The organism is Comamonas sp. E6 (assembly GCF_001010305.1).
Lineage (GTDB): Bacteria > Pseudomonadota > Gammaproteobacteria > Burkholderiales > Burkholderiaceae_C > Comamonas > Comamonas thiooxydans.
This window is the reverse complement of record NZ_BBXH01000012.1, coordinates 73223-95426: the sequence shown is the minus strand read 5'-3', so window position 1 is coordinate 95426 and position 22204 is coordinate 73223. Positions and strand designations below refer to the sequence as shown.

25 protein-coding genes are annotated in these 22204 nt (G+C 61.8%); 18 read left to right on the top strand and 7 right to left on the bottom strand.

What is annotated here, in order from left to right:
- Positions 1-6: 6 nt before the first annotated feature.
- Together queA and CSE6_RS11465 are read right to left on the bottom strand one after the other, a co-directional pair.
- On the bottom strand, positions 7-1095 hold the full coding sequence (gene queA, locus CSE6_RS11470; RefSeq protein WP_034377352.1) for a tRNA preQ1(34) S-adenosylmethionine ribosyltransferase-isomerase QueA: 1089 nt from the start codon (positions 1093-1095) through the stop codon (positions 7-9).
- An 87-nt stretch (positions 1096-1182) separates the two neighbouring features.
- Entirely contained in the window at positions 1183-2394 is a 1212-nt protein-coding gene (locus tag CSE6_RS11465) for an HD-GYP domain-containing protein (protein WP_059440574.1), read from the bottom strand.
- 148 nt (positions 2395-2542) lie between these two features.
- On the opposite strand from CSE6_RS11465, the gene recG reads away from it, so the two are divergent.
- The 5 genes from recG to ubiA all read left to right on the top strand — a co-directional run bounded on the left by recG (position 2543) and on the right by ubiA (position 8314).
- Positions 2543-4726 carry an ATP-dependent DNA helicase RecG gene (gene recG / locus CSE6_RS11460; protein ID WP_034377350.1) on the top strand — a complete coding sequence of 728 codons (2184 nt, stop codon included), beginning with the start codon at positions 2543-2545 and terminating at the stop codon, positions 4724-4726.
- Positions 4727-4868: 142 nt separating this feature from the next.
- Positions 4869-5837 carry a LysR substrate-binding domain-containing protein gene (locus CSE6_RS11455; RefSeq protein WP_003050465.1) on the top strand — a complete coding sequence of 323 codons (969 nt, stop codon included), beginning with the start codon at positions 4869-4871 and terminating at the stop codon, positions 5835-5837.
- A gap of 63 nt (positions 5838-5900) precedes the next feature.
- Positions 5901-6437, top strand: coding sequence for a Dps family protein (locus CSE6_RS11450; protein WP_034355046.1), 537 nt, complete (start codon positions 5901-5903; stop codon positions 6435-6437).
- A 97-nt stretch (positions 6438-6534) separates the two neighbouring features.
- Complete coding sequence (locus tag CSE6_RS11445) at positions 6535-7383, top strand: phosphatase PAP2 family protein (RefSeq protein WP_059440573.1); 849 nt, start codon at positions 6535-6537, stop codon at positions 7381-7383.
- Between the two features lie 49 nt (positions 7384-7432).
- Positions 7433-8314, top strand: coding sequence for a 4-hydroxybenzoate octaprenyltransferase (ubiA, locus tag CSE6_RS11440; RefSeq protein WP_034377347.1), 882 nt, complete (start codon positions 7433-7435; stop codon positions 8312-8314).
- 85 nt (positions 8315-8399) lie between these two features.
- Here ubiA and proC read toward each other — a convergent pair whose 3' ends face one another.
- Both proC and CSE6_RS11430 read right to left on the bottom strand, forming a co-directional pair.
- Positions 8400-9239, bottom strand: a complete 840-nt coding sequence (gene proC, locus CSE6_RS11435; RefSeq protein WP_059440572.1) for a pyrroline-5-carboxylate reductase — start codon at positions 9237-9239, stop codon at positions 8400-8402.
- Positions 9240-9309: 70 nt separating this feature from the next.
- Positions 9310-10488, bottom strand: a complete 1179-nt coding sequence (locus CSE6_RS11430) for an esterase-like activity of phytase family protein (RefSeq protein ID WP_059440571.1) — start codon at positions 10486-10488, stop codon at positions 9310-9312.
- 100 nt (positions 10489-10588) lie between these two features.
- Between CSE6_RS11430 and aqpZ the strand changes: the two genes are divergently transcribed.
- Positions 10589-11287: an aquaporin Z gene (gene aqpZ / locus CSE6_RS11425; protein ID WP_003068393.1), complete on the top strand. Its 699-nt coding sequence runs from the start codon at positions 10589-10591 to the stop codon at positions 11285-11287.
- Positions 11288-11397: 110 nt separating this feature from the next.
- On the opposite strand, the gene glpK is transcribed toward aqpZ, so the two are convergent.
- The 3 genes from glpK to CSE6_RS11410 are packed head-to-tail and all read right to left on the bottom strand — an operon-like array spanning position 11398 to position 14152.
- Positions 11398-12894 carry a glycerol kinase GlpK gene (gene glpK, locus CSE6_RS11420; RefSeq protein WP_034355032.1) on the bottom strand — a complete coding sequence of 499 codons (1497 nt, stop codon included), beginning with the start codon at positions 12892-12894 and terminating at the stop codon, positions 11398-11400.
- Positions 12895-12908: 14 nt separating this feature from the next.
- On the bottom strand, positions 12909-13391 hold the full coding sequence (locus tag CSE6_RS11415; RefSeq protein WP_034355029.1) for a GNAT family N-acetyltransferase: 483 nt from the start codon (positions 13389-13391) through the stop codon (positions 12909-12911).
- Positions 13388-14152 carry a DeoR/GlpR family DNA-binding transcription regulator gene (locus CSE6_RS11410; RefSeq protein WP_003068405.1) on the bottom strand — a complete coding sequence of 255 codons (765 nt, stop codon included), beginning with the start codon at positions 14150-14152 and terminating at the stop codon, positions 13388-13390. Before CSE6_RS11410 ends, CSE6_RS11415 begins: the two co-directional genes overlap by 4 nt.
- Before the next feature lie 499 nt (positions 14153-14651).
- Here CSE6_RS11410 and CSE6_RS11405 point away from each other — a divergent pair, with 499 nt between their 5' ends.
- From CSE6_RS11405 to secY, 12 genes are all read left to right on the top strand, one after another.
- Entirely contained in the window at positions 14652-16247 is a 1596-nt protein-coding gene (locus CSE6_RS11405) for a glycerol-3-phosphate dehydrogenase/oxidase (RefSeq protein WP_059440570.1), read from the top strand.
- Positions 16248-16668: 421 nt separating this feature from the next.
- Positions 16669-17037 (top strand): 50S ribosomal protein L14, encoded by a 369-nt coding sequence (gene rplN / locus CSE6_RS11400; protein WP_003050500.1) that lies wholly within the window; start codon positions 16669-16671, stop codon positions 17035-17037.
- Between the two features lie 12 nt (positions 17038-17049).
- Positions 17050-17367, top strand: a complete 318-nt coding sequence (rplX, locus tag CSE6_RS11395; protein ID WP_003068411.1) for a 50S ribosomal protein L24 — start codon at positions 17050-17052, stop codon at positions 17365-17367.
- A gap of 10 nt (positions 17368-17377) precedes the next feature.
- Positions 17378-17917 carry a 50S ribosomal protein L5 gene (gene rplE / locus CSE6_RS11390; protein ID WP_003050507.1) on the top strand — a complete coding sequence of 180 codons (540 nt, stop codon included), beginning with the start codon at positions 17378-17380 and terminating at the stop codon, positions 17915-17917.
- Between the two features lie 8 nt (positions 17918-17925).
- On the top strand, positions 17926-18231 hold the full coding sequence (rpsN, locus tag CSE6_RS11385) for a 30S ribosomal protein S14 (RefSeq protein ID WP_003050509.1): 306 nt from the start codon (positions 17926-17928) through the stop codon (positions 18229-18231).
- A 20-nt stretch (positions 18232-18251) separates the two neighbouring features.
- Positions 18252-18647, top strand: coding sequence for a 30S ribosomal protein S8 (gene rpsH, locus CSE6_RS11380; protein WP_003050510.1), 396 nt, complete (start codon positions 18252-18254; stop codon positions 18645-18647).
- 24 nt (positions 18648-18671) lie between these two features.
- Entirely contained in the window at positions 18672-19205 is a 534-nt protein-coding gene (rplF, locus tag CSE6_RS11375) for a 50S ribosomal protein L6 (RefSeq protein ID WP_003068417.1), read from the top strand.
- A gap of 11 nt (positions 19206-19216) precedes the next feature.
- On the top strand, positions 19217-19582 hold the full coding sequence (gene rplR, locus CSE6_RS11370; protein WP_003050513.1) for a 50S ribosomal protein L18: 366 nt from the start codon (positions 19217-19219) through the stop codon (positions 19580-19582).
- A gap of 15 nt (positions 19583-19597) precedes the next feature.
- Positions 19598-20119, top strand: coding sequence for a 30S ribosomal protein S5 (gene rpsE / locus CSE6_RS11365; protein WP_003050515.1), 522 nt, complete (start codon positions 19598-19600; stop codon positions 20117-20119).
- A gap of 14 nt (positions 20120-20133) precedes the next feature.
- Positions 20134-20316 carry a 50S ribosomal protein L30 gene (gene rpmD, locus CSE6_RS11360; RefSeq protein WP_003050517.1) on the top strand — a complete coding sequence of 61 codons (183 nt, stop codon included), beginning with the start codon at positions 20134-20136 and terminating at the stop codon, positions 20314-20316.
- Between the two features lie 11 nt (positions 20317-20327).
- The gene (gene rplO, locus CSE6_RS11355; RefSeq protein WP_003050519.1) at positions 20328-20759 is read left to right on the top strand and encodes a 50S ribosomal protein L15; all 432 of its coding nucleotides are present in this window, start codon (positions 20328-20330) and stop codon (positions 20757-20759) included.
- Between the two features lie 24 nt (positions 20760-20783).
- On the top strand, positions 20784-22097 hold the full coding sequence (secY, locus tag CSE6_RS11350; protein WP_003050520.1) for a preprotein translocase subunit SecY: 1314 nt from the start codon (positions 20784-20786) through the stop codon (positions 22095-22097).
- The last annotated feature ends 107 nt before the right edge of the window (positions 22098-22204 follow it).

Sequence of the window (22204 nt, the reverse complement as noted above, 5' to 3'; positions counted from 1 at the left end):
TGCAGATCAGCGCTGGCGCTCCAGTAGCATGGAGTCTCCATAGCTGAAGAAGCGGTAATGCTGGGCAATCGCATGCTGATACATGCCCATGATGTGCTCATAGCCCGCAAAAGCGCTGACCAGCATCATCAGCGTGCTTTTGGGCAGATGGAAGTTGGTGATCAGCATGTCCACCACCTGGTACTGAAAGCCCGGTGTGATGAAGATGCTGGTGTCGCCGCTGATATTGCCGTACTTGGCCCAGGACTCCAGCGTGCGCACCGTGGTGGTGCCCACGGCAATGATGCGGCCGCCGCGCTGGCGGCAGCGCTCCATGGCAGCCAATGTGGGCAGGGGAATGTCGTACCACTCGCTGTGCATGGTGTGGTCGGCAAGGTTTTCGGTCTTGACGGGCTGGAAGGTGCCGGCTCCCACATGCAGGGTGACGCTGGCGCGTTCCACGCCCTTGGCTTGCAGGGCGGCCAGAACGGTCTCGTCGAAATGCAGGGCGGCGGTCGGTGCGGCTACGGCACCAGGGTGGGCTGCGAACACGGTCTGGTAGCGCTCGCTGTCTTCTTTCTCATCGGGATCATGCTCGGCGTTCTGCTGGCGCTCGATATAGGGCGGCAGCGGCAGGTGGCCGAACTGCTCCAGCAATTCATAGGGCGATTCGCCCTGGTTGCCTTTGAAGGAAAGATGGAACAGCGGCCCGTTCTCATCCGGCCAGCGGCCCAGCAGGGTGGCTTCGAAACCGCCGTTCTTGAGGCCGCCGCAAAGATGGATCTTGGCACCAGGCAAGGGCTTTTTGCTCACGCGCATATGGGCCACGACCTCGTTGTTCTGCAGCACGCGCTCGACCAGCAGCTCGATCTTGCCGCCGCTGGCCTTTTCGCCGAAGACGCGCGCCTTGATGACCTTGGTGTCGTTGAAGACCAGCAGATCGCCGGGCTGCAGCAGATCGGGCAGTTCGCGGAAGATGCGGTCGGTGGCAGGGAGGCTGCGGCCGTCAAGCAGGCGCGAGGCGCTGCGAACGGCGGTGGGATGCTGGGCAATCAGGGATTCGGGCAGGTCGAAGTCGAAATCGCTGAGTGTGAATTCACGGGTGCAGGAAGACATGCGGTGCTTGAGGGCCGTACGAGGCCCGTTCCAAGTTCAATCAAACAAGTGGGCGATTGTCGCAAATCGCCATTAGGGCTGCCGGCTTCAGGGCTGAGCAGCAGCTGGGGTCCAGAGCTCGTTGAGATTCCTGAAGGGCCAGTCGGCAGGGTCTTCGCGCCCGACTATGCTGTCGTTGGCATGTGGGCAGGCCAAGTCGAGAATCTCGGGCGTGATGCGGCGCTGCTGGCTGAGGCAGTAAAAGCGCCGCACTTTCGGGGTCAGCAAACAGGTCGGCGAGACATCCAGCACCACGGCAAGATGCTGCGACTGCAGCCGCACCAGCGAGCCCAGCGGGTAGATGCCCACCGTCTGGACAAACTGCTCGAAGATGGCCTTGTCGAAATGATGGGGTGCCCATTGCGCCATGCGCTGCAGCGCGATGGCCGGGTGCCAGCCCTGCTTGTAGGGGCGATCCGAGGTGATTGCGTCATAGACATCGCAGACTGCCGTCATGCGCGCCATCAGACTGATCTCGTCCTGCTTCAGTCCGTCGGGATAGCCCGTGCCGTCGACTTTTTCGTGGTGATGCAGGCAGGCGTCGGTAACGGCGTCGTCCAGCCCCTGAGGCAACAGGATTTCGTAGCCCCAGCGAGGGTGGGACTTCATGATGACCCATTCCTCGGCATCCAGCGGCCCAGGCTTGTTGAGAACATCCGGCGGCACTCTGCTTTTACCGATATCGTGCAGCAGGCCTGCGATACCGGCCTGATGCACCTGGTGCTCGTCCAGACCCATGCGGCGTGCCAGACCAATCATCAGCGCGCACACCGCAATGCTGTGCATATAGGAGTAGTTGTCCGCAGTCTTCAGACGCGCCAGGCTGATCAGTGCATGGGGGTTGCGCTTGATCGACTCGGCCATCTCGTCGACCAGCTGGCCTGAGGCAGGCAGGTCCAGCGGACGGCCCAGGCGAACGTCCTTGAACATGGTCTTGAGCACATCACGTGCCTGCCCAATGATCTGATGGGCCTGTTGCAACTCCACGCTGGTTCGGGTGGGCCGTACCGGCGAGCTGGGCACAGCTTCGTCGCCTGGCGACTCCAAGACTTCTGCGGGCGTGATGTCGGGGGCGATGTCGGCCCCCTTGCCGGTGTCTATCCACACCTGGCGGATGGTGGTGGCAAGCAGGCGTTCCAGGTCCCTGGGCTGATCGAGCAGGAGGCGGGTACGCAAAAAGGGGTGCTCCATCCACGAGCCGCAGAACTCGTGCACAAACATCCCCGGGCGCAGGTGCTCGACATCAACTCGCTTCAACATGGATTTACGATGAAACACATAGTAACAATTTGAGAATGGTAGCGATTTTGACGTTATTGCGCTGGCGGCAGTTGTTTGCGAACCTGAATATGCTGTATATACATACATTGCTTTCCCTGTCGCGGGGAGTGTAGTCAAGGAGTCTCAGTTGTCTGTGTCAAAAAAGCCTGTTACCGAGCCGAAGTCTGCTGTCAAGCGCGCTGCCGCTCGTGAGAAAAAGGCGGGCATGGACCAGGATGCCGCTCCCAAGAAGACCGTCAGCCCTGCGCAGCAGGCCTTGCAGAAGATGGGATTGACGCGCGATATCGATCTGGCTTTGCATCTGCCGCTGCGCTATGAGGACGAAACCCGCATCGTGCCGCTGAAGAACGCGCGTGATGGCGAGACGGTGCAGATCGAAGCCACGGTCACGCACAGCGAGGTGCAACTGCGCCCGCGGCGTATGCTCAAGGTCACCGTGGATGATGGCAGCAGCACTTGTCTGCTGACTTTCTTCAGCTTCTACCCCTCGCAGCAAAAGACCATGGCGCCCGGGGCGCGTCTGCGCATTCGCGGCGAGGTCAAGGGCGGTTTCTGGGGGCGGCAGATGATGCACCCCGCATTTCGGGTGGCGGGCGGCGAGCTGCCCACGGCGCTGACACCGGTCTATCCCGCCACTGCCAGTCTGCCCCAGGCGTATCTGCGCCGGGCCATCGCCTCGGCGCTGTTGCGTGCCGATCTGTCCGAGACTTTGCCACCGGGGCAGTCGCCTCCCATCGCGCAGTCCTATGGTCAAAATGGACTGCAGCCGGCATATGACTTGCGCAATGCGCTCATTTTTCTGCACCATCCAACCCCTGACGTGGCCTTGGTCACGCTGGAGGACCATTCGCACCCGACCTGGCAAAGACTCAAGGCGGAAGAGTTGCTGGCCCAGCAGCTGTCCCAGTACGAGGCCAAGCGCGAGCGCGCCCGATTGCGTGCGCCCGTGCTCAGGCCGCAGGCCGGCATGGCGGATTTGACGCAGCAGTTTCTGGCGCAACTGCCATTTGGCCTGACGGGGGCGCAGCAGCGAGTGGTGGGAGAGATTCGGGCCGATATGGAGCGCCGTATTCCCATGCATCGTTTGCTGCAGGGCGATGTGGGCTCGGGCAAGACGGTGGTGGCAGCACTGTCTGCCGTGGCCTGTATCGAGGCCGGCTGGCAATGCGCGTTGATGGCTCCGACCGAAATCCTGGCCGAGCAGCATTTCGGCAAGCTGGTCGGCTGGCTGGAGCCGATTCTGGCGCCGCTGGGTAAAAAGGTCGCTTGGCTGGCCGGCGCCCAGAAGAAGAAGGAGCGCGCCGCGATGCTGGCGCTGGTGGAAAGCGGCGAGGCGGCGCTGGTCGTGGGCACGCATGCCGTGATTCAGGAGCAGGTGCAGTTCAAGAACCTGGCCCTGGCCGTGATCGACGAGCAGCACCGCTTTGGCGTGGCCCAGCGCCTGGCGCTGCGGCAAAAGCTCGCGGCCACGGGTATGGAGCCGCATTTGTTGATGATGAGCGCCACACCGATTCCGCGCACGCTTGCCATGAGCTATTACGCCGACCTCGATGTCTCCACCATCGACGAGCTGCCGCCAGGGCGCACGCCCATCGTCACCAAGCTGATCTCGGACAGCCGCAAGGACGAGGTGATCGAGCGTATCGGTGCCCAGGTCGCCAGCGGGCGTCAGGTCTACTGGGTCTGCCCGTTGATCGAGGAGAGCGAAGCGCTGGATCTGTCGAATGCCACGGCCACTCATGAATATTTGAGCGAAATGCTGCCCGGTGTCATGGTGGGTCTGCTGCATTCGCGCATGCCCACAGCCGAGAAAAAGGCCGTGATGGAGCTGTTTTCTGCTGGCGTCATGGGGGTGCTGGTATCCACCACAGTGATTGAAGTCGGTGTGGACGTGCCCAATGCCTCGTTGATGGTCATTGAACACTCGGAGCGCTTCGGTCTCTCGCAGCTGCACCAGTTGCGCGGCCGTGTGGGGCGCGGCGCTGCAGCCTCGGCCTGTGTGCTGCTGTATTCGGTCAATGACAACGGGCGACTGTCCGATACCGGCAAGGAGCGCCTGCGTGCCATGGCCGAGACCAATGACGGTTTCGAGATCGCGAGGCGGGATTTGGAGATTCGCGGCCCGGGCGAGTTTCTCGGCGCCCGGCAGTCGGGCGCACCCATGCTGCGCTTTGCCGATCTCGAGCAGGACGTGCTCCTGCTGGACTGGGCGCGCGAGCTGGCACCGCTTATGCTTGAGCAATTTCCTGCGCTGGCGGCACGCCATGTCAGCCGCTGGCTGGGTGGCAAGGCCGAGTATCTGAAGGCCTGAAGTACCGAAAATTGCGTCTGTAGACGTAAATAGTTACGTTTTTGCAGGAATATATGTAATCCTTTGCCTTGGTAATATGTGATTGAATGCAAAAACAGGATGAATCAATGCCGTTATTGATGATCCGAAAGATCCACTCTCTATGACTCTTACCGAATTGAAGTACATCGTGGCCGTTGCGCGGGAGAAGCACTTTGGCCGCGCAGCCGAAGCCTGCTATGTGTCCCAGCCTACGCTGTCCGTGGCGATCAAGAAGCTGGAGGAAGAGCTGGATGTCAAGATTTTCGAGCGCAGTGCCGGCGAAGTCTCGGTGACCTCGCTGGGCGAGGAGATCGTGCGCCAGGCGCAAAGCGTGCTGGAGCAGGCCAACGAGATCAAGGAAATCGCCAAGCGCGGCAAGGACCCGCTGTCCGGCGTTCTGACCCTGGGCGTGATCTACACCATAGGCCCCTATCTGCTCCCTGATCTGGTGCGCAACTCCATCAATATGACGCCGCAGATGCCGCTGATGCTGCAGGAGAACTTCACCGTCAAGCTGCTGGAGATGCTGCGCACGGGCGAGATCGACTGCGCCATCATGGCCGAGCCCTTCCCCGATACCGGTCTGGCACTGGCGCCGCTGTACGACGAGCCCTTCATGGCCGCCGTGCCCAGCACCCACCCGCTGGCGCAGAAGAAAAGCCTGTCTACCACGGATCTCAAGAACGAGACCATGCTGCTGCTGGGCGCGGGTCACTGCTTCCGCGACCATGTGCTCGAGGTTTGCCCGGAGTTCGCGCGCTATGCAAGCAACTCCGAAGGCATTCGCCGCACGTTCGAGGGCTCGTCGCTGGAAACCATCAAGTACATGGTGGCCGCCGGCATGGGCGTGACCCTGGTGCCGCGCCTGTCTGTGCCCGAAGATGCGCTGGCTCCCATTGAGCGCCGTCGCCGCGCTGACGAACCTCATATCCGCTATCTTCCGATTCATGAGGAAGACGGCATTGCACCGCCCACCCGCCGTGTGGTGCTGGCCTGGCGGCGCAGTTTCACGCGCTATGAGGCGATTGCCGCACTGCGTAATGCCGTCTACGCCTGCCCGCTGCCAGGAGTACAGCGCCTGTCGCAATAAGCGTGGCTTCAGCGGCTCGAAGAGGGCGGGAGCCTGGATTCGTTAAACCTGAAAGGTGAGTGCATGACCAAGCAAGGCAAGGACAAATCGCAGAAACACAAGCCGGATGCCACGCCGCAGGTGCCCGCAGGCATCCACATCGGCATCAGCGACGAGGACCGTGCTGCCATCGCCAAGGGGTTGTCGGCGCTGCTGGCCGACACCTATACGCTGTACCTGACCACGCACAACTTCCATTGGAACGTCACGGGGCCCATGTTCAACACGCTGCACACCATGTTCATGGCGCAGTACACCGAGCTGTGGAATGCCGTCGATCCCGTGGCCGAGCGCATCCGCGCACTGGGCCACCATGCACCTGGCTCCTATGCCCAGTTCGGCAAGCTCACCAGCCTGCCCGATGCCCCGGCCCAGCCGCCCAAGGCCCTGGAGATGGTGCGCATTCTGGTACAGGGTCATGAGGCCGTGGCGCGCACGGCTCGCCAGCTGTTCCCCCGTGCCGACAAGGCAGGCGATGAGCCCACGGCCGATCTGCTGACCCAGCGTCTGGCCGTGCACGAGCAGACCGCCTGGATGCTGCGCTCCCTGCTCGAGGAGTGAGCCGCGCCGCGGCAGCCGCTCGTCCCGGTCTCCCCAAGCCCTGACGGGCTGGCCTCCAGAGGCCCGTCAGGGCTTTTCGCTTTTGCTTTTGAAAGGAATGCCTGTGTTTTCTGCAGCGACTCCCGTGGTCCTGCTGGCGCAATGGGTGGACAGCCATGTCATCTGGGTGTTGCTGCTGCTGTTGCTGATTGGGGCCTGCATGCTGCGTTGCCGTGCGCAGGGCAGGGCCGAGTGGCTGTGGCAGGACCGCAGCGCGGACTTCAGGCCGGATGGCGGTCGTTTGCTGGCGGCGGCGGCACTGGCCGCTGTGCTTCTGGCCCTGCTGAGCGTCGGCGTGCACCAGTCTCAGTCGGTGCAGCCGCCTCAGGGGCTGATGGCCCTGGATCTGAAGCTGCAGCGCGCGGTGAGCGCGGCCCTGCCGCCCATGCTGCAGCCTCTGGTGCGGACATGGACCCAGCTCGGGGATTTGCGCGTCATGGGGTTGCTAAGTCTGGTCGTGGGCCTGTGGCTGCTGTGGCGGCGCCAGGGTCTGCAGCTGCTGAGCTGGGTGGTGGCGGTGGCCGGCACCGGACTGTGGGTGCGTTTCATCAAGGGGACCATGCAGCGCGCGCGTCCGCTGGACGGGCTGGTGCATGAGGCCGGCTTCAGCTTTCCCAGCGGCCATAGCGCGGGCACGGCAGCGATTTTCGGCATGCTGGCCTGGCTGGCCGCTCGTCGCCTGCCGCGGCGCTGGCGGGCTTGGGTCTTTGCGGCGGCGGCGCTGCTGGCCTTGAGCACGGGCTTGAGCCGTGTGCTGCTGTCCGTGCACCATGCTAGCGATGTGCTGGCGGGCCTGTGTCTGGGCCTGGGCTGGACGGCCCTGGTGCTCTGGTTGACAGACCGTGTCGAGCATGGGGGCGGCGCCATCGGGCCGCCGCAGGCCGAGGCACAATTGCCGCTGCGCTGACCGTGGCCTGGGGCCCGGTCATGATCTCCTGCCTTTCGGAACCCGTCTCATGTCCGCCTCCATCCCTGCTTCGCCGCGCTCCAAGCTGTCGCTGTATCTTGATCTGATCCGCTTTAACCGCCCCGCAGGCTGGCTGGTGCTGGTCTGGCCCACGCTGGTGGCGCTGTGGGTGGCAGGCCAGGGCTTTCCGGGCTGGCATCTGCTCGTGGTCTTTGTGCTGGGCACGGTGTTGATGCGCAGCGCGGGCTGCACCATCAACGATATTGCCGACCGCGACTTCGACAGGCATGTGAAGCGCACCACCCAGCGCCCCATCACCAGTGGCCAGATCTCGGTCAGGGAGGCGGCCATGGTCGGCTTGGTGCTCACGCTGGTGGCCTTCGGCCTGGTGTTGTCCACCCGCTGGGAGGCCGTGGCCTGGTCGGTGCCCGCCGTGCTGTTCACGATTCTCTATCCCTTTACGAAGCGCTTTTTTGCCATGCCTCAGGCCTTTCTGGGCATTGCCTTCAATTTCGGCATCGTGATTGCGTTTGCGGCGGTGACCGGTGAGGTCAGCGCCACGGCCTGGACGCTGTGGCTGGCGAATATGTTTCTGGTGCTGGCCTATGACACCGAATACGCCATGGTGGACCGCGATGACGATCTCAAGATCGGCATGAAGACCTCGGCCATCACCCTGGGCCGTTTCGATGTCACGGCGATCATGCTGTTCTTTGCCCTGTGCTGGGGGCTGATCGCCTGGGTGCTGGCTCCTTATCAGCTGGGCTGGCCCTTCTGGCTGGGCATGGGCGTGGCAGCGGCACAGATCGTCTGGCATTTCAGCCTGATCAAGGACCGCACGCGCGAAGGCTGTTTTGTCGCCTTCAGCAAGAGTCACTGGATTGGTGCCGCGATCTTTGCAGGCGTGGCGCTAGGGTTTGCGTTGAAATAGTCCTGTTTTAATAGCTCAAAGCGCTTGACTGATAAGCGATAGATTCTTGAAAGACTAAAAAAGAAACCGGCCGAGGCCGGTTTTTTTATTTGCCGAACTCGGCAGCCAGCTCCTGTGCGCGGATCTGGGCCTTGCGCATGGCTTCGATGAAATGCTCGGGCAGCTTCTGCTCCTGCATATGAGTGATGGCAGCGTAGGTGGTGCCGCCCTTGCTGGTCACGCGCTGGCGCAGCACTTCGGCGCTTTCGCTGGAGCGTGCCGCCAGTTCCGAGCCGCCCGCAAAAGTGGCCACGGCCAGCTTGTAGCTTTGCTCGGCGCTGAGGCCCATGTCGACGCCTGCCTGGGTCATGGCTTCGAGGAACAGGAATACATAGGCGGGGCCGGAGCCAGAGATGGCCGTCACGGCATCCAGATGGGCTTCCTTGTCTACCCAGGTGAGTTCGCCGGTGCTGCCGATCACGGTCTCGATCAGGGCCTTGCCCTGGGCATCGACTTCGGGGCGGGCGAACAGGCCCGTCATGCCCTTGCCCACCAGGGCCGGTGTATTGGGCATGGCGCGCACGATGCGGTGGGTGCCGGTCCAGGCCGCAATGCTGTTGGTGGTGATGCCGGCCGCCACGCTCAGGTGCAGGGCGTGGCGGGTGTGGGCGGCAACGGGAGCGGCCGCTTCCTTGAAGCTCTGGGGCTTGACAGCCCAGACCACCAGTTGGGCGCTTTGCAGGGCCTCGGTGGCGGCGGGCAGGGCGTCGATGCCGAAGCTGGTCTTGATCGCAGCGCGCGTGGCTTCAAAAGGCTCGACCACGGTGATGCTGCTGGCCGAAACGCCCTGGCGGATCAGGCCGCCGATGATGGCGCTGGCCATGTTGCCGCCGCCGATAAAGGCGATGGGAGGGAAAACGGAGGTCGAGTGGTCGGTCTGGCTCATGATGGTTCGATTCGCTCTGCGATGCAGCAAGTGGGCAAGCCTGTATTCGGATTCCAGGTGCAAAGCGGCACTATAAACCTGTGCCGCAGCGGCCGCGCTCCTCGCTCAATGCGACGAACTGGGTGACTTCGGCGGGATTGAAGTTGTTGTCACTAACCAGCAGCAGCACGCGTCGGCCATCGGGCAACTGCGGGCCCCAGCTCATGCCCTCCAGGTTGTCCACGGACCGCAGGCCGGCATTTGCCAGGTCCAGCAGCAATTCCTTGTCTGCAGGGCGGTAGCTGCCCGGCACGAGCCGGGTTTGGCCCAGCGTATCGCTGCTTGCGTCGGCACGGGTGCTGATGCGGTAGATGCGGGCGCCGAAGCGCAGCGGTGGCGCAAAGGAGCGCTCCAGCACCAGCAGATGTTCAGGGCCGTCGGCCAGCACGGCGCTGATGCCGTTGATGGCACCGTGTTGCAGCCACAGGTCGGCAGGCAGGGCATCGGGCAGATAGGCAAGCTGGCGCGCGGGCTGCTGCGTGCCCATGTCATAGGCGGTGATGCGCACCGGGCCGCCCGAGTGGTCAGCTGCGGGCAGGGCCCCGTCTTGTCTGAGCGCTGCCTCCATGGCCAGCCAGAGCGTTCGGCCATCCTGGCTCAGCGCCAGACCTTCGAGCGTGAAGTTGCTGCGCGGCCCTTGGGTCTTGCTGCTCGGCAGGTGCAGCTCGGGCGGCAGCGGCCATTCGCGCAGCCAGTGTCCATCCTTGCCTGATTGCAGCAATTGCGGGCCGAATCCGCGTGAGAAGTCGCCCTCGCTGCTCCACAGCAGGGACTGACCTCCTGGCAGCACGCGCAGGGCTTCCGCGTCGGGTGTCGCGATGCCGGGCACGGGCTGGCGGTGGCTGGGGTAGGGGGCCTGGGCGGGGCTGAGCAGCGGTCGGGCATTTTGCAGCCTGACCTGATGCAGGCCGCTGGCGTCGTATTCGATACGCGCCGTGTAAAAGCGCGCCGGCCCATGGGCGGAGCGGTCGTCGCTGACCAGGTAGTACAGATTGCTGCCCGCGTCGTAGTCGATCGAGGACAGGCCGCCCACTGGCGTGTCGGCAAACTGCTTGTCGTGCTGCCAGCGGATTTCCCCAAGCAGGGACCAGGGCCGGGCCTCGGATGTGCTGCAGATGCGGTGGGGTGCGAGCGACGCCGTCGTGCAGGCAGCGAGGCTGGCGCAGATCAACGAGAGGCCCCAAAGGCAGAGCTGTCGTGGATTGTTCACATTTGTGCCTTGTACTTTTCGCTGATCGCTTTCTAAGATGCCAGCATTTCTGTGCCGCGCGGGGCTGCACGGACAACGCCATCGGAAATAGGGAGCAATCATGGCATCCAATGTCAAAAAATGGTCGGCGGAGTTTCTGGGTACTTTCTGGCTGACGTTTGGCGGTTGCGGCAGCGCGGTGCTGGCAGCGGCCTTTCCCGAAGTGGGCATCGGCTTGCTGGGCGTGTCCTTTGCCTTCGGCCTGACGGTGCTGACAGGCGCTTACGCCTTCGGTCCCGTCTCCGGCGGTCACTTCAATCCAGCGGTCTCCGTCGGTCTGGCAGTGGCGGGGCGTTTTCGCTTTGCCGAGCTGCCCGGCTACATCATTGCCCAGGTGCTGGGTGCCATTGTGGCGGCCGCCGCGCTGTATTTCATCGCCAGTGGCAAGGCCGGCGCCCAGGTGGCCGATCTGGCCACCAACGGCTACGGGGATCACTCGCCGGGCAAGTTCAATATGGCGGCGGCGCTGGTGACCGAAGTGGTGCTGACCGCAGTGTTTCTGCTGGTGATCCTGGGCTCCACCACCAAGAAGGCTGCCGTGGGCTTTGCGGGCATGAGCATCGGCCTGTGCCTGACGCTGATCCACCTGATCTCCATTCCCGTGACCAACACCTCGGTCAACCCTGCCCGCAGCACCGGCCCGGCATTATTCGGGCCGGCCATCGCGCTGGAGCAACTGTGGCTGTTCTGGCTGGCTCCCATCGTGGGCGCCATCATCGGCGCCGTGATCCACAAGGCGCTGCTGGGTGACGAAGACTGAGCGTTCAACGCGGCCGCTGTCCAAGCAAAAAGGGATGCCTTGGCATCCCTTTTTTGATGGCTTTTCTGAGGGCTTGAGCGCTTGCCTGGCCAGCGCCCAGTGCAGCGGCTTTACTGCGCCGTGGTCTGGCGCACGGCCTGTTCCCAGCGCTGCATCAGCTCGTCGGCGCGGTCCTTGCCCAGCGTGGGCAGGAAGCGGCGCTCGGCCTTCCACAATGCCGACAGCTCCTCGGTGCTCTGATAGACGCCGCTGGACAGGCCGGCCAGATAGGCTGCACCCAGGGCCGTGGTTTCCACGCAGGCCGGGCGCACCACGGGAATGCCCAGCAGATCGGCCTGGAACTGCATCAGCAGATTGTTCACGCAGGCGCCGCCGTCCACGCGCAGCTCGCTGACCGGCGTACCGCCCGTGGCCACGGCGTCGCGGCTCATGGCGCCGAGCAGGGCAGCACTCTGGTAGGCAATGGATTCCAGGGCCGCGCGAGCGATATGGGCCATCGTCGTGCCGCGCGTCAGTCCGGTGATGGTGCCGCGCGCATCGGGCTTCCAGTAGGGGGCGCCCAGGCCGGTAAAAGCGGGCACCAGCATCACGCCGCCGCTGTCGGGCACGCTTTCGGCCAGTTGCTGGACCTGGCCGCTGTGCTCGATGGCCTGCAGGCCGTCGCGCAGCCACTGCACCACGGCACCGCCTACGAAGACGCTGCCTTCCAGCGCAAACTGGGGCTGGCTGCCCGCCTGGGCGGCCGATGTGGTCAGCAGGCCGTTGCTCGAGGTCTGGAAGCTGCTACCCGTATGCATGAGCATGAAGCAGCCCGTGCCATAGGTGTTCTTGGCCATGCCGGCGTCGAAGCAGGCCTGGCCGAACAGCGCACTTTGCTGGTCGCCGGCCACGCCGCCGATCTTGATGGAGCCGCCCAGCACCTCGTCGGCTGTCTGGCCGAAATCGGCGGCCGAGGGCAGGACTTCGGGCATCAGGCTCGCAGGGATGTCGAGCAGGGCCAGAAGATCGGCGTCCCACTGGTTGCTGTGCACATTGAAGAGCATGGTGCGGCTGGCATTGCTCACATCGGTGACATGGCGCTTGCCGCCCGTCAGCTGCCAGATCAGCCAGCAATCCACTGTGCCGAAGGCCAGCTCGCCGGCCTGCGCTGCGGCGCGTGCGCCGGGCACGTTGTCCAGCAGCCACTTGAGCTTGGTACCTGAAAAATAGGCATCGATGCGCAGGCCGGTCTTGCGCAGAATGGTGTCGCTGTGGCCGGCTTCGCGCAGCTGCACGCAGGTGGGTTCGGCGCGGCGGTCCTGCCAGACGATGCCGTGGTGGATGGGCGCGCCGGTCTTGCGGTTCCAGACGATGGTGGTTTCGCGCTGATTGGTAATGCCCACCGAGCGGATATCGCCAGCCTTGAGGCCCGCCTTGGCCAGCGCCTCCTTGGCGGTGCTCAGCTGGGTGCGCCAGATCTCGCGCGGGTCATGCTCCACCCAGCCCGGCTGTGGGTAGATCTGCGGCAGCTCCAGCTGGGCCGATGCCACGATGCGGCCTTGCGTGTCGAAGACGATGGAGCGGGAGCTGGAGGTGCCCTGGTCCAGGGCGAGCAGATAGGTTGTCATGGGTTGTCCGTGATTCAGAGGGGAAGCACAAAGCGCGCCATTTCGGTCTGCTCGCTCCAGCCCTGCCGGGAATAAAAGCCGCGCACATAGGAAGGACGTTCGCGGTTGTTGACCAGCCAGATGCGTATGCAATGGCGCTCGCGCGCAGCCTGTGTGGCCGCGTCCAGCAACTGCTGGCCCAGGCCTGCACCGCGCGCTGCCTCGGCGACAAACAGCTCGCTCACATAGGCTTCCCAGCCTTGCAGCACGGCGACCGGCAGCCAGTGCACGGCGCAGTAGCCGTGAATGCGTTGCTGGCCGTCTTGCGCCACCAGCATCAGAGAACGCTCCGGTCCGGCCTGCAGCTCGTCCAGCAGCGCCTTCACGGCCTCGGTGTTCTGGGATGTGGAGTGACTTTCGTAGGCCTTGAACCAGCCGATGTCATGCAGCAGCCCGGCAATGCCTGCGGCATCTTCGGGTAGCGCAGGGCGAATCAGATAGGGGGGGGCAGCATTCATTGGGCGATGGTGCATTGCACCTCGGCATCGCGCAACAGGGCATCGAATGGCGCGGAGGGCGCAACGTCGGTGAACAGGCGGTCGATCTGGTTCAGTCGGGCCAGCTCCACCATGGCCTGGCGGCTGAACTTGCTGTGGTCGGCTGCCAGCCAGACTTCACGCGACTGGCCGATGATGGTCTGGGCCACCTTGACCTCGCGCAGGTCGAAGTCGCGCAGGCTGCCGTCCGACTCGATGGCCGAGATGCCGATCACGGCAATGTCCACCTTGAACTGCCGCATGAAGTCCACGGCCGCCTCGCCGACAATGCCGCGGTCGCGTGTGCGCACCACGCCGCCGGCGACGATGACCTCGCAATCGGCGTTGCTGCTGAGGATGGCGGCGACATTGAGATTGTTGGTGATGACGCGCAGCCCCTTGTGCTGCAGCAGGGCCTGGGCCACCGCTTCGGTGGTGGTGCCGATATTGAGAATCAGCGAGCAGCCGTTGGGAATGGCTTCGGCAATGGCGCGTGCGATGCGCATCTTGCCTTCGGCGTGCAGCACCTGGCGCTGGGTATGGGCCAGGTTCTCCACGGTGGCGCTGGGCACGCGCACGCCGCCATGAAAGCGCACCAGCAATCCTGCATCGGCCAGCTTCTGTATGTCGCGGCGCACGGTCTGCAGCGTGACCCCGAGGATTTCTGCCAGTTGCTCCACCGAGGTGGACTGGCGGGCGCGGACTTCTTCGACAAGCTGCAACTGGCGGGGATTGCTGTTCATGACTGGTGACTGGTTATATAGGTGCTATTGGTGCATGGACGCGCTGCAGGCGAAGAGCTCTAAAGGGGAGAGCGTCAGCCGCAGCGGCAGTGCAGGGATTGTGAGCGAATCCAAACGAACCTCTAATAGGGTGATTTTCTATGGAATTGCCCGGTAAAAAACAAAAATGAATCCATGCCGAGTCTGAAGTCTGACAGCAAGCTGCGGTTATATGTCATCGTGGCGAGTTGTTGCAGCAGTAACAATTGGCGCTGCAAGAAGAATGCAGTTCATGCATTGAGAGTGTGCAAGCGCGCCGATTGCCGATGTTGCGGCCTGGCCGGGGTGGCGCCGGGCCAGCGGTTTGGGCTCGAATCGCGCTAAAACGAATCGATATTTGGGATTTGCAATGCACTAAAAGCGAAAAAGAGCGAAAATATTCGATCTGAAATTTGTTCTTTGCTGTGCGCGTCTCATCGCTGGATGATGGCGGCGCGGCGATCACCGCAGAAGTCGTTCCATGAACCAGTCCACTCAACCCTTGGCTACAACGCGTGCTCAACTGCTGGAGCGCCTGGCGCAGACCGAAAGCTTCGATCTGGCCATCGTGGGCGGCGGTGCCACGGGGCTGGGTGTGGCGTTGGATGCGGCGGCGCGCGGCTTCAAGGTCGTGCTGCTGGAGTCGCTGGACTTCGCCAAGGGCACTTCCTCGCGTGCCACCAAGCTGGTGCACGGCGGCGTGCGCTATCTGGCGCAGGGCAATATCTCCCTGGTGCGCGAAGCACTGCATGAGCGCACGACCCTGCTGCACAACGCACCGCATCTGGCTCAGCCTCTGGCCTTTGTGATGCCCTCGTACAAGCTGCTGGATACGCCGTTCTACGGCATCGGCCTCAAGATGTATGATGCGCTGGCCGGCAAGGCCGGCCTGGGGGCTACCGAATTCCTCTCCAGCGCCAAGACCGTGAAATACCTGCCGACCGTTCAGCAAAAAGGTCTCAAGGGCGGGGTCAAGTACTGGGATGGCCAGTTTGACGATGCGCGCCTGGCGCTGGCGCTGGCGCGTACCGCAGCGGCCAAGGGCGCTTTGCTGATCAATTACTGCCCGGCAGAAAAGCTGATCTACGAGGGTCAGCAGATTGCCGGCCTGATCTGCCGCGATGCGGAATCGGGCCGCAACTTCACCGTGCGCGCCAAGTGCGTGGTCAATGCCACGGGACCATGGGTGGATCTGTTCCGCCAGCAGGATGCCGAGGCCCAGGGCAAGCCCGTCAAGCCCATGGTGGCGCCCAGCCAGGGCGTGCACGTGGTGGTGGACCGCGAGTTCCTGCCCACGGATCATGCGCTGCTGATCCCCAAGACGGCCGATGGTCGCGTGCTGTTTGCCGTGCCGTGGCTGGGCAAGGTCATTTTGGGAACCACCGACACGCCGCGTCACGATCTGGCGCGCGAACCCCTGCCTTTCCCCGAAGAGCTGGATTTCATTCTCGGCGAGGCCGGAAAGTATCTGAATCGTCAGCCCACGCTGGCCGATGTGCGCAGCATGTGGGTGGGCCTGCGTCCGCTGGTCAAGCCGCAGGACGATGATGGCGAGAACACCAAGAAAATCAGCCGCGAGCACACGGTGATGGCCAGCAAGACCGGCCTGGTGACCGTCACCGGCGGCAAATGGACGACTTACCGAGCCATGTCCGAGGATGTGCTGGCCGAATGCTTCCAGATCGGTCGTCTGCCCAGTCGCCCTGCCGGGGTGACCGTGAACCTGCCCCTGGTTGGTGCGCCGGCGGAGGCCGCAGTCACGCACAGCATGAACCGGAGCCAGGGTCTGCACTCCTACGGAACGGATGCTGCCGCCGTGGCGGCGTTGCCGGGTGCTCAGAACTGGCTGATGGACGGTCTTTCCGAGGCCATGGTGCGCTTTGCCGCCCGCTTCGAGTACGCGCGCACCGTCGAGGACATGCTGGCGCGTCGCAGCCGCCTGCTTTTTCTCGATGCCCGCAAGGCGGCCGAGATCGCGCCCCGTGTGGCGGCCATCCTGACCGAGGAGCTGGCCCAGGATGTGCAGCTCAACGACTTCCTGGCCCTGACCCGTCAATATCTACCCGCCCAAGGCTGATCTGTGCGGCCGCCCTGTGGGGCGTGGCGTGCGGGCAACAGGCTGCGATCCGCAGGCCTCGTGAAAATGTGAGCTTTCAGCGCTTGATGGCTGTTGATTTCGGCTAATTTATTGTTTGAAATCAATGAGCTAATGGCGCGGCATGCTATTGTTTTAGTTGCAAGTGCGAAGGCCTGTCTGCCGGGCTTTGCGCCAGTGAAATCAGTGCGGGTATTGCGGGCTAAACGCTTGACGCACAAAGGATTTCCTGCGACAATCTCCTGCTTCACGTTTAAAAGCGTGGAACTTTCTGCCCAGCGGGAAGCCCTCCGGAATGGTCCGGAAGGTGGACGACGGGCCCAAGACTGACCGGCTGCTTGATCAGCCCTTGAGAAGACTCTGGGGCTGTCGAGCGTTGCTGGAGCAAGTTGGGAATATTGAAATGATCCAAACAGAATCTCGGTTAGAGGTTGCCGACAACACCGGCGCGAAGTCTGTTCAGTGCATTAAGGTGCTGGGCGGTTCTCATCGTCGCTACGCAAGTGTTGGCGACATCATCAAGGTGAGCGTCAAGGAAGCAGCTCCTCGTGGTCGCGTCAAAAAAGGCGAGATCTACAGTGCTGTGGTGGTGCGCACCGCCAAGGGCATCCGTCGTGCAGACGGTTCGCTCGTGAAGTTCGACGGCAATGCCGCCGTGCTGCTGAACGCCAAGCTGGAGCCTATCGGCACCCGCATCTTTGGCCCCGTGACTCGTGAACTGCGTACCGAAAAGTTCATGAAGATCGTGTCGCTGGCCCCTGAAGTTCTCTAAAGGAATAGCACCATGAACAAGATTCGCAAGGGCGACGAAGTTATCGTGCTGACCGGCCGTGACAAGGGCAAGCGTGGCGTGGTTTCTCTGCGCAAGGATGACTCCCACGTGATCGTGGACGGTGTCAACCTGGTCAAGAAGCACACCAAGCCTAACCCCATGAAGGGCACCACCGGCGGTATCGTGGAAAAGGCTATGCCTATCCACCAATCCAACGTGGCTATCTTCAATGCAGCGACCGGCAAGGCCGATCGCGTGGGCATCAAGGTGAACGCCGACGGCACACGTGTTCGCGTGTTCAAGTCCAATGGCGCTGAAATCGCCGCCTAAGGAGTAACACATGGCACGACTGCAAAAACTCTATCGCGAAAAGATCGCGGCTGAACTGAAAGAAAAGTTCGGCTACACCTCCGCTATGGAAGTGCCCCGTCTGACCAAGATCACTCTGAACATGGGTGTGAGCGAAGCCGTGGCCGACAAGAAGGTGATGGACAACGCCGTGGCTGACCTGACCAAGATTGCTGGTCAGAAGCCTGTGGTGACCAAGGCCAAGAAGGCTATCGCTGGTTTCAAGATCCGCGAAGGCCAAGCTATCGGCTGCATGGTGACCCTGCGTGGCGTTCAGATGTACGAATTCCTGGACCGTTTCGTGACCGTGGCTCTGCCCCGCGTGCGTGACTTCCGTGGTATCTCGGGTCGTTCGTTCGACGGTCGCGGCAACTACAACGTTGGCGTCAAAGAACAAATCATCTTCCCCGAAATCGAGTACGACAAGGTGGACGCTCTGCGTGGTCTGAACATCAGCATCACGACAACAGCGAAGAACGACGAAGAGTGCAAGGCACTGCTCGCCGCTTTCAAATTCCCCTTCAAGAACTGAGGTGGCGCATGGCTAAAGTAGCAATGATTCAGCGCGAACTGAAGCGCGAAAAGCTGGCAGCCAAGTATGCTGCCAAGTATGCAGAACTGAAGGCAATCGCCGGCGACGTGAAGCGTTCCGACGAAGAGCGCGACGCCGCTCGCCTGGGTCTGCAGAAGCTGCCCCGTAACTCGAACCCCACTCGCCAGCGTAACCGTTGCGAGATCACTGGCCGTCCTCGCGGTACCTTCCGCCAATTCGGTCTGGGTCGTGCCAAGGTGCGTGAATTGGCCTTTGCTGGCGACATCCCCGGTGTCACCAAGGCCAGCTGGTAAGCAAGCAGGAGAGATTAAACATGAGCATGAGTGATCCCATCGCTGACTTGCTGACCCGCATCCGCAATGCACAACTGGTCTCCAAGGCCACTGTGTCGGCTCCTTCCTCCAAGGTGAAGGTTGCCATCGCACAAGTGCTGAAGGAAGAAGGCTATATCGACGGCTTCGAAGTGAAGTCCGAAGGTGGCAAGTCCGAACTCGAAATTACCCTGAAGTACTACGCCGGTCGCCCTGTGATCGAGCGTATCGAACGTGTGAGCCGTCCCGGCCTGCGCGTGTACAAGGGTCGTCACGCAATTCCTCAGGTCCAGAACGGCCTGGGTGTGGCCATCGTCACTACTCCCAAGGGCGTGATGACTGATCGCAAAGCACGTGCTGCCGGTATCGGCGGTGAAGTGCTGTGCTATGTGGCCTAACGGACATTAAGGAGAAATACTGAAATGTCTCGCGTAGCAAAAGCTATTGTGACCATCCCCGCAGGTGTGGATGTGTCCATCAACGCTGAAACCATCAAGGTCAAGGGCAAGGGCGGCGATCTGTCGCTGGCTCTGAACGGCCTGGTGACCATCGGCAACAACGACGGCAAGCTGTCCTTTGCTCCCGCCAACGATTCCCGTGAAGCTGACGCTCTGGCCGGTACCATCCGCCAGCTGGTCAACAACATGGTCAAGGGCGTGACTGAAGGCTTCGAGAAGAAGCTGACGCTGATTGGCGTGGGCTACAAGGCCGCTGCACAAGGTTCCAAGCTGAACCTGGCTGTGGGCTTCTCGCACCCCGTCAACTTCGAGATGCCTGCCGGCATCACTGTCGCTACCCCCACTCCGACTGAAATCGTGATCAAGGGTGCTGACCGTCAAGTGGTCGGTCAATTGGCTGCTGAGATCCGTGCCGTTCGTCCTCCCGAGCCTTACAAGGGCAAGGGCATTCGCTATGCGAATGAGAAGGTCGTGATCAAAGAGACCAAGAAGAAGTAAGGAGCTGCATGATGTTGAACAAGAAAGAGCAGCGTCTGCGCCGTGCCCGTCAGACTCGCATCCGCATTGCCCAGCAAGGCGTTGCACGTCTGAGCGTGAACCGCACCAATCTCCATATCTACGCCTCCGTGGTTTCGGAAGACGGCACTACCGTGCTGGCTTCGGCCTCCACTGCAGAAGTCGAAGTGCGTTCGCAACTCGGCGCCGCTGGCAAGGGTGGCAACGTGGCCGCCGCCACGCTGATCGGCAAGCGCATTGCTGAGAAGGCTAAGGCTGCTGGCGTTGAGAAAGTGGCTTTCGACCGCGCCGGTTTTGCATACCACGGCCGCGTGAAGGCTTTGGCAGAAGCCGCTCGCGAAGCGGGCCTGCAGTTCTAAGCGGAGCGGATACAAATGGCTAAATTTTCCCCCAAAGTGCAAGACGAAGGTCGTGACGACGGTCTGCGCGAAAAAATGATCGCGGTCAACCGCGTCACCAAGGTTGTGAAGGGCGGTCGTATTCTCGGCTTCGCTGCACTGACCGTGGTTGGCGACGGTGACGGTCGCGTTGGCATGGGTAAGGGCAAGTCCAAGGAAGTGCCTGCTGCCGTGCAAAAAGCGATGGAAGAATGCCGTCGCAACCTGATGAAGGTTGCACTCAAGAGCGGCACCATTCACCACTCGGTGAAGGGCCATCACGGCGCTGCCAAGGTCGAGCTGCACCCAGCTCCCAAGGGTACCGGCATCATCGCTGGCGGCCCTATGCGCGCTGTTTTTGAAGTGGTGGGTATCACCGACATCGTGGCCAAGAGCCACGGTTCGTCGAACCCCTACAACATGGTTCGCGCAACTTTCGACGCTTTGAAGAACTCCACGACCCCTGCGAACGTGGCAGCAAAGCGCGGCAAGTCGGTCGAAGACATCTTCACCGCCTGATCGGAGTCCAGCACATGACAACACAACAAACTGTCAAGATTCAGCTGGTTCGTAGCCCCATCGGCACCAAAGAGTCGCACCGTGCGACTGTGCGTGGCCTGGGTCTGCGCAAGCTGAACAGCGTCAGCGAACTGCAGGACACTCCTGAAGTGCGCGGCATGATTAACAAGATCGCCTACTTGGTGAAGGTTCTCTGAAAGGATTGATGATGGAACTCAATAGCATCAAGCCTGCAGACGGCGCCAAGCACGCTAAGCGTCGCGTGGGTCGCGGTATCGGTTCTGGTCTGGGTAAGACTGCCGGTCGCGGTCACAAGGGTCAGAAGTCGCGTTCGGGTGGCTACCACAAGGTGGGCTTCGAAGGCGGTCAAATGCCTCTGCAGCGTCGCCTGCCCAAGCGTGGCTTCAAGTCGCATCTGCTGAAGTTCAATGCAGAAGTGACCCTGTCCGAGCTGGATAAGCTCGGCCTGGCCGAAGTCGATCTGGCTGCTCTGAAGCAAGCCGGTCTGGTTGGCTCTATCGCTAAGGTCGTGAAGATCATCAAGAGCGGTGAACTGACTAAGGCTGTCAAGCTCAATGGTATCGGCGCTACCGCCGGTGCCAAGGCTGCCATCGAAGCTGCCGGTGGCAGCATCGCCTGATTAAAGTTCTGAAAGAAGACATCCGTGGCTACTAGCGCAGCTCAAATTGCAAAGACTGGAAAATTCGGCGACCTGCGTCGTCGTCTGGTTTTTCTGTTGCTTGCGCTGGTCGTATACCGCATCGGGGCGCATATCCCCGTTCCGGGCATCGACCCAGCGCAGCTGCAGCAGCTGTTCTCTGGCCAGCAGGGCGGCATTCTCAATCTGTTCAATATGTTCTCGGGTGGAGCGCTCTCGCGCTTCACAGTGTTCGCACTGGGGATCATGCCGTACATCTCGGCATCGATCATCATGCAGCTCATGACCTACGTGGTCCCGACATTCGAGCAGATGAAAAAGGAAGGTGAAGCGGGTCGTCGCAAGATTACCCAGTACACCCGCTACGGCACTCTGGGCCTGGCGCTGTTTCAGTCCTTGGGAATTGCTGTTGCCCTGGAAAGCTCCGCAGGCTTGGTTCTGAACCCTGGTTTTGGCTTCCGCATGACTGCGGTGGTCAGTCTCACGGCCGGTACCCTGTTCCTGATGTGGCTCGGTGAACAGATCACTGAACGTGGTCTGGGCAACGGTATCTCGATACTGATCTTTGGCGGTATCGCCGCAGGCCTGCCGAGCTCCATCGGCGGTCTGCTGGAACTGGTGCGCACCGGTGCCATGAGCATTCTGGCGGCAATCTTCATTGTTCTCGTTGTGGCAGCCGTGACGTATTTCGTCGTGTATGTCGAACGAGGTCAACGCAAGATCTTGGTGAATTACGCACGCCGGCAAGTCGGCAACAAGGTGTACGGTGGTCAGTCTTCGCACTTGCCACTGAAGCTGAACATGGCAGGTGTGATTCCTCCCATCTTCGCTTCGTCGATCATCTTGCTGCCCGCTACGGTGGTGAATTGGTTCAGTGCAGGAGAATCCATGCGCTGGCTGAAGGATATTGCGAGCACGTTGACCCCTGGTCAGCCAATCTATGTCATCCTTTATGCTGCCGCGATCATTTTCTTCTGCTTCTTCTATACGGCCCTGGTTTTCAACAGCCGGGAAACTGCCGACAACCTGAAGAAGAGTGGCGCTTTCATCCCCGGGATTCGTCCTGGCGAACAGACAGCCCGCTACATTGACAAGATTCTGGTTCGCCTGACCCTGGCTGGCGCGATCTACATTACCTTCGTGTGCTTGTTGCCCGAATTCCTGATCCTGAAGTACAACGTTCCGTTCTACTTCGGTGGTACATCGTTGCTGATCATTGTGGTCGTGACAATGGACTTCATGGCGCAAGTGCAGAACTACGTGATGTCGCAGCAATACGAGTCGCTCCTGAAAAAAGCGAACTTTAAGGCTGGTATTTGATGACAAGGCTGCCCAAGGGGGCAGCCTGCCAAAAGTTAGTAGACGCCCATCGATCTATCGCGGGCAATGTTTCCCGGTCGATAGGCCGATAGTGGATGGAAAGTTTT

Excerpts from the sequence above, each read along its gene's own strand:
- rplO (WP_003050519.1), top strand. The coding sequence starts at position 20,328 with ATGGAACTCAATAGCATCAAGCCTGCAGACGGCGCCAAGCACGCTAAG.
- rplE (WP_003050507.1), top strand. The coding sequence starts at position 17,378 with ATGGCACGACTGCAAAAACTCTATCGCGAAAAGATCGCGGCTGAACTG.
- rplX (WP_003068411.1), top strand. The coding sequence starts at position 17,050 with ATGAACAAGATTCGCAAGGGCGACGAAGTTATCGTGCTGACCGGCCGT.
- rplN (WP_003050500.1), top strand. The coding sequence starts at position 16,669 with ATGATCCAAACAGAATCTCGGTTAGAGGTTGCCGACAACACCGGCGCG.
- rplF (WP_003068417.1), top strand. The coding sequence starts at position 18,672 with ATGTCTCGCGTAGCAAAAGCTATTGTGACCATCCCCGCAGGTGTGGAT.
- rplR (WP_003050513.1), top strand. The coding sequence starts at position 19,217 with ATGTTGAACAAGAAAGAGCAGCGTCTGCGCCGTGCCCGTCAGACTCGC.
- proC (WP_059440572.1), bottom strand. The coding sequence starts at position 9,239 with ATGAGCCAGACCGACCACTCGACCTCCGTTTTCCCTCCCATCGCCTTT.
- ubiA (WP_034377347.1), top strand. The coding sequence starts at position 7,433 with ATGTCCGCCTCCATCCCTGCTTCGCCGCGCTCCAAGCTGTCGCTGTAT.
- CSE6_RS11445 (WP_059440573.1), top strand. The coding sequence starts at position 6,535 with ATGCCTGTGTTTTCTGCAGCGACTCCCGTGGTCCTGCTGGCGCAATGG.
- rpsE (WP_003050515.1), top strand. The coding sequence starts at position 19,598 with ATGGCTAAATTTTCCCCCAAAGTGCAAGACGAAGGTCGTGACGACGGT.
- CSE6_RS11410 (WP_003068405.1), bottom strand. The coding sequence starts at position 14,152 with ATGAACAGCAATCCCCGCCAGTTGCAGCTTGTCGAAGAAGTCCGCGCC.
- aqpZ (WP_003068393.1), top strand. The coding sequence starts at position 10,589 with ATGGCATCCAATGTCAAAAAATGGTCGGCGGAGTTTCTGGGTACTTTC.
- CSE6_RS11455 (WP_003050465.1), top strand. The coding sequence starts at position 4,869 with ATGACTCTTACCGAATTGAAGTACATCGTGGCCGTTGCGCGGGAGAAG.
- queA (WP_034377352.1), bottom strand. The coding sequence starts at position 1,095 with ATGTCTTCCTGCACCCGTGAATTCACACTCAGCGATTTCGACTTCGAC.
- rpsN (WP_003050509.1), top strand. The coding sequence starts at position 17,926 with ATGGCTAAAGTAGCAATGATTCAGCGCGAACTGAAGCGCGAAAAGCTG.
- rpmD (WP_003050517.1), top strand. The coding sequence starts at position 20,134 with ATGACAACACAACAAACTGTCAAGATTCAGCTGGTTCGTAGCCCCATC.
- CSE6_RS11465 (WP_059440574.1), bottom strand. The coding sequence starts at position 2,394 with ATGTTGAAGCGAGTTGATGTCGAGCACCTGCGCCCGGGGATGTTTGTG.
- glpK (WP_034355032.1), bottom strand. The coding sequence starts at position 12,894 with ATGACAACCTATCTGCTCGCCCTGGACCAGGGCACCTCCAGCTCCCGC.
- CSE6_RS11415 (WP_034355029.1), bottom strand. The coding sequence starts at position 13,391 with ATGAATGCTGCCCCCCCCTATCTGATTCGCCCTGCGCTACCCGAAGAT.
- CSE6_RS11405 (WP_059440570.1), top strand. The coding sequence starts at position 14,652 with ATGAACCAGTCCACTCAACCCTTGGCTACAACGCGTGCTCAACTGCTG.
- CSE6_RS11450 (WP_034355046.1), top strand. The coding sequence starts at position 5,901 with ATGACCAAGCAAGGCAAGGACAAATCGCAGAAACACAAGCCGGATGCC.
- rpsH (WP_003050510.1), top strand. The coding sequence starts at position 18,252 with ATGAGCATGAGTGATCCCATCGCTGACTTGCTGACCCGCATCCGCAAT.